Annotated in this window: 13 protein-coding genes; 10 read left to right on the forward strand and 3 right to left on the reverse strand. The window is 68.1% G+C overall.

Annotation, left to right across the window (positions count from 1 at the left end; genetic code table 11):
• Nucleotides 1-107: 107 nt before the first annotated feature.
• From ACF08M_RS08240 to ACF08M_RS08255, 4 genes are all read left to right on the forward strand, one after another.
• Nucleotides 108-1037 carry an NAD(P)H-binding protein gene (locus ACF08M_RS08240; RefSeq protein WP_392184425.1) on the forward strand — a complete coding sequence of 310 codons (930 nt, stop codon included), beginning with the start codon at nucleotides 108-110 and terminating at the stop codon, nucleotides 1035-1037.
• Nucleotides 1038-1368: 331 nt separating this feature from the next.
• A complete protein-coding gene (locus tag ACF08M_RS08245; RefSeq protein WP_392184426.1) occupies nucleotides 1369-2373 on the forward strand; it encodes a zinc-binding dehydrogenase in 1005 nt (334 codons plus the stop codon).
• 73 nt (nucleotides 2374-2446) lie between these two features.
• A complete protein-coding gene (locus ACF08M_RS08250) occupies nucleotides 2447-3205 on the forward strand; it encodes a hypothetical protein (protein WP_392184427.1) in 759 nt (252 codons plus the stop codon).
• Complete coding sequence (locus ACF08M_RS08255) at nucleotides 3202-3708, forward strand: DUF302 domain-containing protein (RefSeq protein WP_392184428.1); 507 nt, start codon at nucleotides 3202-3204, stop codon at nucleotides 3706-3708. The genes ACF08M_RS08250 and ACF08M_RS08255 overlap by 4 nt, the downstream gene beginning before the upstream one ends.
• Nucleotides 3709-3811: 103 nt before the next feature.
• On the opposite strand, the gene ACF08M_RS08260 is transcribed toward ACF08M_RS08255, so the two are convergent.
• The 3 genes from ACF08M_RS08260 to ACF08M_RS08270 form a co-directional block, all read right to left on the reverse strand.
• Nucleotides 3812-4111, reverse strand: coding sequence for a hypothetical protein (locus ACF08M_RS08260; protein WP_392184429.1), 300 nt, complete (start codon nucleotides 4109-4111; stop codon nucleotides 3812-3814).
• Nucleotides 4112-4681: 570 nt separating this feature from the next.
• Complete coding sequence (locus ACF08M_RS08265) at nucleotides 4682-6187, reverse strand: long-chain fatty acid--CoA ligase (RefSeq protein ID WP_392184430.1); 1506 nt, start codon at nucleotides 6185-6187, stop codon at nucleotides 4682-4684.
• A gap of 32 nt (nucleotides 6188-6219) precedes the next feature.
• A complete protein-coding gene (locus ACF08M_RS08270; RefSeq protein ID WP_392184431.1) occupies nucleotides 6220-7305 on the reverse strand; it encodes a TauD/TfdA family dioxygenase in 1086 nt (361 codons plus the stop codon).
• Nucleotides 7306-7673: 368 nt separating this feature from the next.
• Here ACF08M_RS08270 and ACF08M_RS08275 point away from each other — a divergent pair, with 368 nt between their 5' ends.
• From ACF08M_RS08275 to ACF08M_RS08300, 6 genes are all read left to right on the forward strand, one after another.
• Complete coding sequence (locus ACF08M_RS08275; RefSeq protein WP_392184432.1) at nucleotides 7674-8696, forward strand: AraC family transcriptional regulator ligand-binding domain-containing protein; 1023 nt, start codon at nucleotides 7674-7676, stop codon at nucleotides 8694-8696.
• 369 nt (nucleotides 8697-9065) lie between these two features.
• Nucleotides 9066-10124 (forward strand): 3-keto-5-aminohexanoate cleavage protein, encoded by a 1059-nt coding sequence (locus ACF08M_RS08280; RefSeq protein ID WP_392184433.1) that lies wholly within the window; start codon nucleotides 9066-9068, stop codon nucleotides 10122-10124.
• A gap of 105 nt (nucleotides 10125-10229) precedes the next feature.
• Nucleotides 10230-11201 carry a quinone oxidoreductase family protein gene (locus ACF08M_RS08285; protein ID WP_392184434.1) on the forward strand — a complete coding sequence of 324 codons (972 nt, stop codon included), beginning with the start codon at nucleotides 10230-10232 and terminating at the stop codon, nucleotides 11199-11201.
• A gap of 86 nt (nucleotides 11202-11287) precedes the next feature.
• The gene (locus ACF08M_RS08290; RefSeq protein WP_392184435.1) at nucleotides 11288-12205 is read left to right on the forward strand and encodes a TauD/TfdA dioxygenase family protein; all 918 of its coding nucleotides are present in this window, start codon (nucleotides 11288-11290) and stop codon (nucleotides 12203-12205) included.
• Nucleotides 12206-12283: 78 nt separating this feature from the next.
• Nucleotides 12284-13567, forward strand: a complete 1284-nt coding sequence (locus ACF08M_RS08295; RefSeq protein ID WP_392184436.1) for an MFS transporter — start codon at nucleotides 12284-12286, stop codon at nucleotides 13565-13567.
• On the forward strand, nucleotides 13564-14124 hold the full coding sequence (locus ACF08M_RS08300; protein ID WP_392184437.1) for an RBBP9/YdeN family alpha/beta hydrolase: 561 nt from the start codon (nucleotides 13564-13566) through the stop codon (nucleotides 14122-14124). The genes ACF08M_RS08295 and ACF08M_RS08300 overlap by 4 nt, the downstream gene beginning before the upstream one ends.
• Nucleotides 14125-14129 lie beyond the last annotated feature (5 nt).

Consider the following 14129-nt stretch of genomic DNA (forward strand, 5'->3'; position numbering starts at 1 on the left):
CCGAGCCTCGTACCGCCCCTGTCGCACATGAGCCGACTGTTGTCGCCGCGCCGACGGTTCGGCCGGCTCCAGTTGCGCCCTGGCCTTGCGCACCACAGGCTGCCCCTATGGACCGCACCCCGGAAACCAGTGTGCTTCCCATTCTGGTGACAGGCGCGGCGGGCAGTGTCGGCGCCGTCGGGCGCTCCGTTGTCGAAGGTCTTCGGCGTCGGGGCCTGCCCGTCCGGGCCATGGTGCGTCGCGAGGACGATCGGGCGGAGGCGCTGCGTGCGACGGGCGCCGAGACCGTCGTCGGAGACCTGACGCGCGCGGGCGATGTCGCCGACGCCCTGGCCGGTTGCGGACGCATGTACTTCGGCATGGGCGTATCGGCGCAGTATCTGGAGGCTGCGGTGACGGTGGCGGCCGTCGCGCGTGCGTACGGGTCCCTGGAAGTGTTCGTGAACATGTCGCAGCTGACCGTCTCCGCGATGCACCTCACCAGCAGCTCCGAGTCCGTACAGCAGCGGCAGCAGTGGCTGGTGGAGCAGGTCCTCGGCTGGTCGGGCCTGCCCGTCGTCCAGGTCAGACCCACCGTGTTCATGGAGAACCCGCTGTTCCGTGTGGGCTTTTCCTCGATCGCGAAGTACGGAAGCATCAGGCTGCCCTTCGGCCGGGCGAAAACCTCCCCTGTGGCGGCCCGGGACGTTGCCGCGGTCGTGGAGGAGATCCTGGCCGATCCTGCCCCGCACGTCGGACGGATTTATGAGCTGACCGGCCCGCGGTCGGAGGACGTCGCCGCCATGGCGGCGGAGGTCTCCGCAGCCATGGGCCGACAGGTCGGTTACACCGATGTCCCCCTGCAGGAATGGATCGACGCCGATCTCGGGCCGTTGGGACTGCCCGACCACGTCTTCCAGCACATCTCCACCATGGCTCGCCTTCACGCGGAGAACCGGTACGACCGCAAGGCGGACGGGGTCGAGCAGGTCATCGGGCGGCCTCCTTCGGGAGTGGGCGATTACGTCCGTGAGAACCCCGGCCTGTTCAGCCTCTGAAGCCATCTCCTCGTCGTTCGTTGTCGAGGGTGCTGCGGGCAGACCGTTGGAGGTGCCGATCGGCCGTTGTGCACGGGGCCGGACGCCGTACGGACGCCGGATCGAGTTCTCAAGCCGACACCGTCCCGGAAAGGACCCGGCCCGTGAGTGATGAATTGTTCGACCTGGCAATCACCACGAACCGACGGCAAGGACCGCCCGTACGACGCGGGCCGCGTGCACTGCGAAACCCTTGTTCCGCAGTGCAGTCGGCGGAGTACAACGGGGGCCGCAGGACGTCGGTCGATGCCCGGGCCCAGACCCACACGTACCAGCGCGCTGGAGAAGAATCATGAACCGTCGTGTTGTCCACACCCGTGGAGGGGCGCCTGCCGACGTCCTGACCGTGATCGAGGAGCCGGAGCCGGCAGCGCCCGGGCGCGGCCAGGTACTCATCCGCACCACGGCCTTCTCGGTGCACCCCGGTGATCTCCAGGCCATCGAGGCCTACCCGGGGAAGGCTGCACAGCCGGTTCCGGTCGGCCTGGAGGCCACCGGTGTGGTGGAGGCGATCGGCAGCGGAGCGCGCTTGGCCCCGGGGGTCGAGGTCGGTTGCCGCGTAGCGGTCTTCCCCCAGCCGGGGGCGTGGTCCCAGTGGATCGTGGCGGATGCCGGGACGGTCGTCGCCGTACCGGACGAGTTGTCGGACGAGGTCGCCGCGCAGATGCTCGCGAACCCGCTCACCACGGTGATGCTGCGCCGTGAGGCGCAGGAGCACCTGGCCTTCGGGTACGACGGTCTTGTGGTGCAGACCGCCGCGGGCTCGTCGGTGGGGCGGTTGGTGACCGGCGTGTGCCGGTTTCACAACCTGGCACTGGTCAACGTCGTCCGCAGCGACCGCGGGGCTGCCGAGCTGCGCAAGCGATTCCCCGACGTGCCGGTCGTGTCGACGGAGCATGCGGGCTGGGCCGACGAGGTCCGCAAGGCAGCCGGCGGCCGCCCGGTGGGTGTGGCCTTCGACCCGATCGGCGGGAAGCTGGCAGAGAGCCTTCTGGACCTGTTGACGCCGGGCGGGAAACTGGTCAGTTACGGGCAAATTGCCGAAGAGGCGATCCCGGTGCACGCATCGACACTGCTCAACAAGTCGTTGACGCTGCGGGGCAAGAACATCGGCCGGTGGCTGGCCGAGGCCTCCGCCGAGAGGCGGGCGTCCGACGTCGCCACCGCGAAGCAGATCGCGCTGGGGCTCAAGGGCCAGTTCGAGGTGGCCGCCACGTACGACCTTGGCGAGCTGGCCAACGCCGTGGAGCATGCGGTACGGCCCGGCAAGGTCGGCCTCGTTCTCGTCCGCCCCTGATGGCTGCCGGAAGACCTGGTGGTCCCCGGATTCGGTGACCGCCATGCGCATCGCGACGGAAAGAACCCGGCTCATGAGTGACGAACTCCTCGATCTGGCAATCGCCGCCGCCGGCGGCCAGGAATCCTGGGACGCCCTGCGTGGCCTGCACGTCGACATCTCCATCGGCGGCCCGATCTGGGCAATGAAGGGCTGGCCGCCAGACAGGACGTTCGACCAGATCCTGACGCTCGACACGGCAAGAGAGCACATCGTGTTCACCCCGTTCACCCGCCCCGACCGGCGGATGGTCTTCGACGCCGCCGCCGACAGCGTCACCATGCAGACCCTCGACGGCGAATCGGTCGAGACCCTCGCCCCCGCACGCGCCGGCTTCAAGGGAATGCTCCGCAACAGCGCCTGGGACGCTCCACATCTCGGATACTTCCTGGGCTACGCGTGCTGGAACTACTTCACCACCCCGTTCCTCTTCACCCACCCGGACGTGCGGGTCCACGAGATCGAACCGTGGCGCGAGGCCGGGCAGACCTGGCGACGCCTGCAGGTGCGCTTCCCACCCGAGATCGCCACTCACAACCCCGACCAAGTGTTCTACTTCGACGCCCTCGGAATGCAACGCCGCATGGACTACATCGCCGAAGTCAACGGCAGCACACTCGTCGGCCACTACACCAGCCGCCATAGGAGCTTCGACGGCCTGCTCGTGGCCACGCGCCGACGAGTCTTCCGCCGCAATCCCGACAACAGCGTCAACCTCAACCTCCCTTCCATCACGCTCGACATCCACGACGTCGAACTCGTTCACTCCGGCGACGAACAGGCGCAACCATGACCAAGGACACCGCTGCCATCGACCACCCCGCCCGGCGGCTCGTCGTGGCGCTCCCGTGCTCCTACGACGCAGCCCGCGTACGCTACGAAACCCTCGTCCCCGAGGTCGATCTCGACCGCTTCTTCCAGATGGCCTCCTGGCAGGCAACGCTCGAGCTCGCCGAGATCAACGCCCCGCACGGGTTCATGCGCTACTTCCGCAGCGACATCACCGCCGTCATGGCGGGGTCACCGTCCTTCTGGAAGGCCACGCAGTACCTGATGGGCAACCACACCATCGCCGAACGCATGTTCCGCCACGACCCTTCGGTCATGCTGTACGCACCACTGCGGACCCTGCTCTATGCGGACGCCGACGGCGATACGAAACTCGCCGTCGAACAGCCCAGCCTCCTGTTCGCCGACTACGGCAACCCGCGGATCGCCGACGTCGGCCGCGAACTCGACGCCCTCCTCGCCCAGTTGATCGCCCTCCTCGGCGGCGACGCACCTCCCCAACTGTGACTTCACTTGGCGGCGGTCGACCGGTACGGCACGGCCGGGACGACGAGATCGAACCAGCGCGCCAGTTCGCCGTACCCGCCCACGACCACTGAAGACATCGGACTCAGTTGTCTTGACGCCTGGTTCGGGTCGGCGGCAGCACGGCCCGGGCGATGCCGGTGAGGTTGCCCTGCAGGACGAGGATCTCCCGCCGGTTCTCTCCGTTGAGATCAGCCGCGTAGACGTTCCCGGTCAGGTCGGTCACGTGCATGCGGCCGTCATCCGGATCGAGGGCGAGGCCCATGCCTTCCATCAGGCGGGTCAGCAGAATCTCGGCCGTCCGCCGTCCTTCCGGCGGGTCAAGCGGTGAGCAGTGCACGCTGTTGCCGCGCGGCGGGTCCCCGCGATCCGTCCAATACAGCATGCGCTCCGTGAGGTCGAGCTCCAGGTCGATCGGCTCCGGCAGCCCCTCGAACAGCGTTGCGGTGTTGCAGCGTTCGGCCGCTCTCGCCCCGGCGGGCAGATCGATTCCTGCCCGCAGGGTCTGCCCCTGCTCTGTCGAATCCGCCGCCGAGCGCCCAGCCCTCGACCGCGGCGATCAACGGCTTGCGCACCACCGCGCGGGTGAGCCCGCCCGGCCCCCGGCCCGGCAGCAGGAGCAACTCGCCCTTGACCAGCGGGTTCGCCGGCGCCTTCCGGTCGTGGAGACGGAACGGTGTGCCGCCTGCGAGCGCGCCGGCCACGAGTGTTCCCGTGTCCCAGACACCCTCGGCAAGCAGCGACGTCCCGGCATCAGCCCCCTGGCCCGTCTGTCGACGAGGTGGACACCGGCAGGCGGCGGAACCTCACCCATGAAGAGGAGGCCGCGTTCTGGCCGTGAGCGACCGTGGAGGTGCTTCGGCACACCGGCGTCCGCATCCAGGAGATGCCGGAGCACATCGCCTCCCGCCGCAGTGACCTCGGTTCGGGCTGCGGTCTCCCGAAGCAGACCGGTTCAGTCCTCGAACTCCTGGTGCTGGACGACGATTTCACGCTTGAGGATCTTGCCCGTGGCTCCCTTGGGGAGCCCGTCGGCGAAGGTGACGATCCGTGGGTACTTGTAGGCGGCCACCCGCTGTTTGACGTAGTCGCGCAGCTGATCGGCAGTGGTCCGTGCGTCGTCCCGGAGTGTCACCACGGCGGCCACCTCCTCCCCGTGCACCCGGTGCGGCACACCGACCACTGCCGCCTCGGCGACGGCAGGGTGTTCGTAGAGCACCTCCTCGATCTCGCGCGGGTAGACGTTGTATCCACCGCGGATGATGAGGTCCTTCTTCCGGCCGACGATGAAGTAGTAGCCGTCCTCGTCGACCCGGGCGAGATCCCCGCTGTGGAACCATCCGTCGCGGAAGGCTTCCGCGGTCGCCCCGGGATGGTTCCAGTAGCCCTTCATGACGTTCTCGCCGCGGATCGCGATCTCACCGACTTCGCCCGGTCCGGCCGTGGTGCCGTCGTCCGCGACGAGCCTCAGCTCGACCCCGCGGATGGGCACCCCGATCGAGCCGGACTTGCGTGGCCGGTCCGGAGGATTGAACGAGGCGACCGGAGAGGTCTCCGAGAGTCCGTAGCCCTCCAGCACGGTGACGTCGAATTCCCGCTCGAAGCCGTGGAGTACCTCGACCGGCAGGGAAGCGCCGCCGGAAACGGCCAGGTGCAGCAGTGAGAGGTCATGGCCGTCGGGGATCCCGGCCTGGAGCAGTGCTGTGAACATCGTGGGAACGCCCAGGAAGACGGTGGCCCCGTCCCGGTGAAGGATCTCCAGCGCCTTCGTCGGCTCGAACCGTGGCAGCAGACTCAGGGTGGCGCCCGCGGCGACAGCCGTGTTGAGGGCACAGGTCTGCCCGAACGCGTGGAACAGGGGCAGGCCGCCGAATAGTACGTCGTCCGGCCCGACGTGGAGCAGCGTCTCGACCGTGGCGACCGCGTTGGTCATCAGGTTGCCGTGGGTCAGTTCGGCGCCCTTCGGGGTCCCCGTCGTTCCCGAGGTGTAGAGGATCACGGCGGTGTCGTCCGCTGCCCGGTCGGTGACCTCGGGCATCGGTTCGGTGGCCCGCAGCAGGGCGTCGAATGCCGCCGGATCCGTGACCAGGCATACGGCCCCGACCTCGGCGGCGGCCCTCGCGACTTCGTCCGCGAACAGCGGGAACGTCACCACGACGCGGGCTCCGGAATCCCGGAGGGCGTGCGCTGTTTCACGGGCTTTCAGCAGTGGATTCAACGGCACCACCACGGCGCCCGCGCGGAGGATTCCGTAGTAGGCGATGGGGAAGTGGGTGACGTTGGGCATGACCAACGCCACCCGATCACCCGGCCGGATGCCCCTGTCCCGCAACAGGGTGGCGAACCGGGCGCAGGCATCGTTCAGTTGGGCATAGCTGAGGGCGATCTCGTCCTGGCGAATGGCGATGTGGCCACCATTGGCCCAGGCGGATTCCGCCAGGAGTGAGGCGAGGTTGTTCATGCGGCTTCCCCTTCGGTCGGAGCTGGTGGCGGTCACCCGTGGCTGCGAGAGCCGCAGCGGACCGCCGAGTTCTGCGTCGCGATCACGTCGCGAGGGCTGATCCCACCGCGGCCGGGACGGTCCACCGCGCTGTGCGGATCCCCCCAGAAGTCCGGCGGCAGGTCGCGCCCCTGCCGCAGGGCCAGCCACAGCCGCAGCACGTGGCGCTTCAGCTCGGGCTCGGCGAAGTCCTCGTACTCCGCGCGGGAATGGAGAACCGCGTGGTTGTTGAGCAGCAGCAGGTCACCGGCCTCGAAATCGATATCGAGCCGGAATTCCCGGGACTCGGCCAGTTCGTCGATGAGGTCGAACAGTTCCACGTCCGCCGGCTGCAAGCGGGGAACATCGGGGAAGCGCTGTGCGGACTCCAGGTAGCAGCGGTTGTATCGCATGCTGAGCTTCCCCCCGTCCCAGGACGCGAACCGCACTGCGGAGTACGGGGGTTCACCGGGAAGCTGCTCCTCCCGACGGTCGAGAAGATGTGTCCGGTACAGGCGCTCGACCAGCTTCGGCCGCCGCTTCAGCACGGCGTTGTAGACCGCCGCAGAGCTGACGAGAGCGGTGCGCGCGCCCGTGCGCGCCGCTCGCAGACACAGCAGCCCCAGGACATCGGAACCGTCGGTGTGGAACGGCAGCCTCGCCCGGGTCTGATAGCCGCGCGTCGAGGGGTCGGCCATGGTGCCGCCGGTGTCCCGGGCGTGACCGAGCATATGGCCCGCGGCATTCTGCGACACCGGGACGCCCAGGTGCTGGCCCAGTCCCCAGAAAATGGTGCTCGCCGCCGCCTCGCCGTACTGCTCGACCGGGATGCGTTTGACGAGTACGAAGCCCCGTCCGTTCTCCAGTACGTCGGCGAGCCTTGCCAGTTCGCCGGACAGGGTCGGCAGCGGAAAGTCGTCGGCGGTCACCTTCAGGAGCGGAACACCCCGCTCGCGCACCGACCGCAGGGCTGCCCCGAGTTCGTCGGTCTGTGCCGGCGAGAGTCGCAGGACCCACTGGGCGGAGTCCGCCAGATCCGGCCCCCTCCACACGGCCGGCCCCGTGCAGGGCCGGCGCAGCACATTGATCACGCTCGTCATGGCGGCCCCACTCGGGGCGTGCGTCCGTCCGGTCGGAATCGCGTGCGCCTTTTTGCCGGCTGCGGGACCGGGGATCGCGTGCACGACTCTTCTCCTTTCCGCACGGAAGAATCCTGTGGAACTGAATCGGATCATTCCGCCGCAATTTATGGATCTACACAGGATTTCGTGCAACTTTTCCAGAGGTCTGGTCAATGGTTGGAGCATTTGTCATGGTGTTCACCGCAGGATTTCCGACCGGCCGGGACGTCGAATCCGGGAGATGAGCTCCATCGCGGTGGTGCAACGCTAGGTCAGGGCCTGGCGCATCGCTTTACTTGACGTGACACCGTACTTACCATTTGGGGACAGAACCTTGGAGTGCGCCCTTGAAGCCACTGGTCCGCAACGCAGCGCTGAACGGCTACGTCGAGCTCAGCCAGTCCCTCGGTATCGACCCGAAGGCGCTGATGAAGAGCGTGGGTCTGGACCCCGTGGGCCTGGCGGTCCAGGACAGATGGATCTCCGGCGTGGCCGTGACGCAGCTGCTCGAACTCTCGGCGGTGGCCTCGCACCGTGAGGACTTCGGCCTGCTCCTCGCCGAGCGCCGCCGCTTCGCCAACCTCGGCCCCATCAGTCTGGTCATCCGCGAGGAGCCCGATGTCCGCAGTGCGCTCGGGCTACTTATACGACATGACTACATGTGCAACGAAATGCTCCGTAGCCGACTCGTCGAGGCGAACGGCCTGACCACCCTCAAGGTGGGCCTGGAGCTGGGTGAGGCCATGGCGGCCCGGCAGGCCACGGAGCTGGCCGTGGGCGCCTTCCACGGAGTTCTCCGCACCTTCCTCGGCGCGCGGTGGCAGCCGGTCTCCGTGTGTTTCACGCACAGCGCTCCCGAAGACCTCGGTACCCACCGGAACATCTTCGGTCCGGTAGCGGAATTTGATCGGGAATTCACTGGGATCGTCTTCTGTGCAAGTGACCTCAACACTCCCAATGCAATGTCGGATCCCCTGCTCCGGAACTACGCGCGCCAGTATTTCGACTCCATCGCGGTTTCGAGGGACACGACCGTACCGGACCGGGTGCGCGAGTTGATCGAAGTCCTGCTGCCGAGCGGGCGCTGTTCGATCGAGCAGGTCGCGTCCAGCCTCGGCGTCGACCGGAGAACCGTCCACCGGTACCTGGCGGCTTCGGGCGAGACGTTCTCCTCCCTCCTCAACGCGACGCGTACCGAGCTCGCGGAGCAGCTCGTGGCGAACCCGCGCCGCTCGTTGACGGAGATCTCCGGGCTGCTGGGATTCTCCGGGCCGAGCGGCTTCTCACGCTGGTTCCGTGAGCAGTTCGGCAGCAGTCCCAGGGAGTGGCGCAGCGGAAGGGTCAGCCGGCACCACTCCGGCGAGGAGTGATCACCGGCGATCAGGAGGCGGAGGCCGGCGCGACCCCCGCCTGGGTCGTGCCCGGTCCGGAGCGATGCCGGCAGGGGCATGGCCTGTCCCCAAGTGATAAGTCAGTTGTCACCCAGGGGAAAGCGCGGCGCGTAACCCGCCCTTAACGTTGCCTTACCGCAGGGGACACCGACTGCCCCACAAGGACCAGCGGAAACCCTGCCTCAGCCGTGTGATCCCTCTCGGCTCGCTGACCGTATCCCAGCCGCCGAGCGGTCCGGGAATCCGGCCCCCGAGCTCACTCCATCCCTCGCCCAGCCCTTCGGGCCCCGTATCGCGGGCAGCGATGCGCGCGGCGAGCGAAGACCCGTCCGACAAAGGAGATGGACCGTGCACTTCCTCGACGACTCCCTGTATCCGGAGAACCAGGAGAAGCTGGTGATCCAGGCGGCCCCCTACGGGCCGGAGTGGCTGCCCGGCGACGCCGACGACCTCCCCCTCACCATGGACGAGCACGTACAGGCGGCGGTCGACTGCTACAACGCCGGTGCCACCGTGCTGCACATTCACGTGCGTGAGCTGGACGGCCATGGCTCCAAGCGCATGTCCATGTTCAACGAGCTGATGGCCCGCCTGCGCGAGGCCGTACCGGACATGGTCCTCCAGATCGGTGGGTCGATCTCCTTCGCCCCCGAGGACGAGGGCGCCGATGCCAAGTGGCTGAGCTACGACACCCGCCACCTGCTGGCAGAGATCACCCCCAGTCCGGACCAGGTGACGATCGCGATCAACACCAACCAGATGAACATCGTCGAGCTTTTCGACGACGAGGACATCGAGGGCACCTCGATGGCCAAACCGGCGTACTACAAGGCATACCGGGACATGGTGGTCGAGGCAGGACCGGACTTCTACCTGGAGCACCTCGAACGGCTCCAGGCCAACGGCATCCAGCCGCACTTCCAACTGGCCAACATGGCACAGCTGGAGACCGTGGAGCGGCTCATCCGCAAGGGCATCCACACCGGGCCGCTGGTGCTCAACTACGTTGCCATCGGCGGCGGGTTCGCCGGCCGGCACCCGGCCGACCTGATCGAGTTCATCCGCCGCGTCCCGGACGGTGCCGTGCTCACCATCGAGGCCTCCATGCGCGCGGTGGCGCCGATGAACGCGATCGGCATCGCCCTGGGCACGCATGTACGGGTGGGCAACGAGGACAACCTGTGGCGGCGCAAGGGCGAGCGGATGTCCTCCGTGAAGCAGGTCGAGCAGATGGTTCAGATCGCCGACGCGCTCGGCCGCGAGATCGCCACCGGGGCGGAAGCGAAGAAGATCTACAAGCTCGGCGAACGATACGCGGACGCCGACGAGACCCTGGCTCAACTCGGCATGGTGCCCAACCGCCGCCCCGGCCTGCGCGGCTTCATGCTGCGCGACGTCAAGAGCTGACCCTTCCCCACCAGCGGCGGTCCCGGGGCCGATCGCGCATCCGCCCCGGCCGATCCGGGGCGGTCCGCGACCGCCGTGCCCACACACGAGGAAACGGAGCAACCTGTGGCACACGCCATTCGCTTCCATGAGACCGGCGGCCCCGAAGTCATGCGGTGGGAGGAGGTCACCGTCGGCGATCCGGGACCGGGGGAAGTACGGATCAGGCACGTCGCCGTCGGACTCAACTTCGCCGACACCTACTTCCGCTCCGGTCTGTACCCGGCACCGCTGCCTGCCGGGCTCGGCGTCGAGGCCTCCGGCGTCGTCGAGGCGGTGGGCGAGGGGGTGACGCATGTCGCCGAGGGCGACCGCGTCACCTACACCGGCAGTCCGCTGGGGGCCTACAGCACCGAGCGGGTCATGCCCGCCGGGTCGCTGATCAGGCTGCCGGACGGGATCAGCTGCGAGACCGCCGCCGCGATGACCATGCGCGGCCTCACCTCCGCCTATCTGATGCGCCGGATCCATCCGCTGAAGTCCGGCGACACCGTGCTGCTCCACGCGGCGGCGGGGGGCGTCGGCCTGATCGTCTGCCAGTGGGCGAAGCTTCTCGGAATCACGGTGATCGGCACGGTCTCCAGCGAGGAGAAGGCCGAGATCGCCCGCGCACACGGCTGCGAACACATCATCTACTACCGGCGCGAAGACGTGGCCGCGCGGGTGCGGGAGCTGACCGGGGGCGCCGGCGTTCCCGTTGTCTTCGACAGCGTCGGCAAGGACACCGTCGCCGGGTCCATGGCCTCGTTGCGACGCCGCGGGTTGCTGGTTTGCTTCGGCACGGCCTCCGGAGTGCCGCCGCTCGACGCCATGCAACTCGCCATCCACGGCTCGCTGTTCGTGACCCGGCCCGCGCTGGCCGACTACATCGCGGAAGCCGGCGAGCGGGACGCCCTGGCGGGCGAGCTGTTCGAGCACGTCGAGTCCGGACGTATCAAGATCCAGATCAATCAGCGCTACGCCCTTCAGGACGCGGTACAGGCACACCGCGACCTGGAAGCGGGACGGACCACGGGATCTTCGGTCTTCGTCCTCTGAACACTCCGTGCCACGCACCTTCGAACACGCCGTGCCCGGCACCTTCGAACGCACCGTGCCTCGCACATCACCCCAGGAGTGAACACATGTCCCAGAGCGTCCACCCGAAAGAAGCCGCGCCCGCCCTGGTACGCCCGGGCGTCCTCCGTACATCGATCAAGGCCGAGCCGTTGACCTGCACCATCGGTGCAGAGCTCTCCGGAGTGAACCTCGGCGACGCCTCGCGCGACGACGACCTGTTCGCCGAGGTCAAGGAACTGCTGCTGAAGTACAAGGTCCTTTTCCTGCGGGACCAGGACATCACCCGCGCCGAGCACGTCGCCATCGCCTCGCGCTTCGGCCCGCTGGAGGACCACCCGATGGTCGGCAGCGATCCGGACCACCCGGGACTGGTCCGCATCTACAAGGACCTGGACAGCAGGCCCGAGCACTACGAGAACGCGCTCCACTGCGACGCGACCTGGCGCGAGTGCCCGCCCATGGGGGCCGTACTGCGCTGCGTGGAAACGCCCGAGGTGGGCGGAGACACAGTCTGGGTCGACATGGCCGAGGCATACCGCAGGCTGCCGGAGCACATCAAGACGCAGATCGCGGATCTGCACGCCCGGCACAGCATCGAGGCGACCTTCGGCGCGGTCATGCCCATGGAACAGCGCCACCAGCTGAAGGCCCGGTACCCGGACCCGGAGCACCCGGTGGTGCGCACCCACCCGGAGACCGGCGAGCAGATCCTCTTCGTCAATGCCTTCACCACGCACTTCGTCAACTTCCATACGCCCGAGAACGTGCGCTTCGGCCAGGATCACGCGCCCGGGGCGAGCAACCTCCTGAACTACCTGATCAGCCAGGCGGCCGTCCCCGAGTACCAGGTGCGCTGGCGCTGGCAGAGGAACAGCTTCGCCATCTGGGACAACCGCTCCACCCAGCACTACGCCGTCCAGGACTACTGGCCCGCCGTCCGCAAGATGGAGCGCGCCGGAATCGTCGGCGACAGGCCCTTCTGAACCCTGACCAGAGACGAGAAGGTGGCGCCAATGGGAGTTCACACGGCCGGCACGCTCGTGCCGGGCACGTCTCACGTCATGCCCACTGTGTCCCGTGGGTATGCCCGGCTGGTGTTCGCGCTGAGCTTCGGGCTCCTGCTGATCGACTACATGTCGCGGCAGGTCCTCAACGCGGTCTTTCCTCTGCTGAAGGCGGAATGGCTGCTGGCCGACGCCCAGTTGGGTTCGCTCAGCGGCATCGTCGCCCTGATGGTGGGTGTGCTCACTTTCCCCCTGTCCCTTCTGGCGGACCGTTGGGGCCGGGTCAAGAGCCTGGTCATCGCCGCGACGGTGTGGAGTCTGGCGACCCTGGGCTGCGCCGTCGCGGCGAGCTACGACCAGATGTTCCTGGGCCGGTTCATGGTCGGTGTCGGCGAGGCGGCCTACGGGAGCGTCGGTATCGCGGTGGTCCTCAGCGTCTTTCCCGTCACCCTGCGGGCCACGCTCTCCGGCGCGTTCATCGCGGGAGGCGCCTTCGGATCCGTGCTGGGCGTATCGATCGGCGGCGTCGTCGCCCAACAACTTGGCTGGCGTTGGGCGTTCGGTGTCATGGGGATCGCCGGACTCGTCATGGCCGCTGTCTACGGCATGGTGGTCAAGGAGAAGAGACTGGGAGCAGGTGCCGGCGCAGGCAGCGGCAGATCCGGCGAACGGGCTCCGATCCGGACCCTGCTGCCGCGGCTGTTCTCCTCGGTCTCCGTGCTCTGCGCCTACATCGGCAGCGGGCTGCAGATGTTCATAGCGATGGCCCTGCTCGCCTGGATGCCCAGCTTCCTCAACCGTTACTACGCCATGCCTACCGCGAAGGCCGGTGTGGTTGCCGGGGCCTTCGCATTGATCACAGGGACAGGCATGATCCTCTCCGGGTTCGTCACCGACCGCCTCAGCCGGAGGAACGGCGCCCGGAAGTGGACCGTCGCGATCGTCTGCAGTCTCGGCTCTCTCGTGCTGCTGACGGTCGGATTCCAACTGCCCGTCGGTCCGCCGCAGCTCCTGCTGATCGGCGTCGGGACCCTGCTGTCCAACGCCACGGCCGGCCCGGCGGCCGCCATGGTGGCGAATCTGACCCCTGCCGCCGTCGCGGCGACGGCCATGGCCACGCTCACCCTGGCCAACAGCCTGCTCGGGCTCGCCCCGGGGCCCGCGGTGACGGGCATGCTCGCGGACCACCTGGGCCTGCTCGGCGCACTGCGCCTGGTCCCCTGTGTCGCGGCCCTCAGCGGCGTGGCCTTCGTCATCGGCAGGCTCCGCTACGAGCACGATCTACGCCGCCTGGGCCTGCTTCCCGCCCCGACTCCCACGAACCTGAAGGTGTCGATATGAGTTCCGCCGCATCGCCGACGCTCGTCATCGTCCCCGGACTGCGCGATCACGTACCGGACCACTGGCAGACCCTCCTCAGCGACAGGATCGCCGATGCCCGTACCGTTGCTCCGCTGACGAGCGACAGGCTGAGCTGCATCGCCCAGGTCACCGCCCTGGACGACGTACTGTCGGAGATCTCCGGTCCCGTCGTACTGGTTGCCCACAGCGCCGGAGTCATGACCACCGCGCACTGGGCACAACGGCACCGGCGTCCGATCAAGGGCGCGTTGCTGGCGGCGCCACCGGACTTCGGCACGCCGCTGCCCGAGGGGTACCCCACGCCTCAGGCCCTGCGGGAGAACGGCTGGCTGCCCGTCCCGCGGACGCCCTTGCCCTTTCCCAGCGTCGTCGCGGCGGGCACGAACGACCCCCTGGCCGACTTCCGTCGCACCGCCGATCTCGCCAGGGCATGGGGGAGCCGTCTCGTGGATCTCGGCCCGGTCGGACACCTCAACCCCGCGTCCGGCTACGGCGCATGGCCCCGGGCGGAAGAGTTCATCCGCGAGCTCGGCTGAGTGCA

Origin of the sequence: Streptomyces sp. NPDC015032 (assembly GCF_043080425.1) — a bacterium.
Taxonomy (GTDB): domain Bacteria; phylum Actinomycetota; class Actinomycetes; order Streptomycetales; family Streptomycetaceae; genus Streptomyces.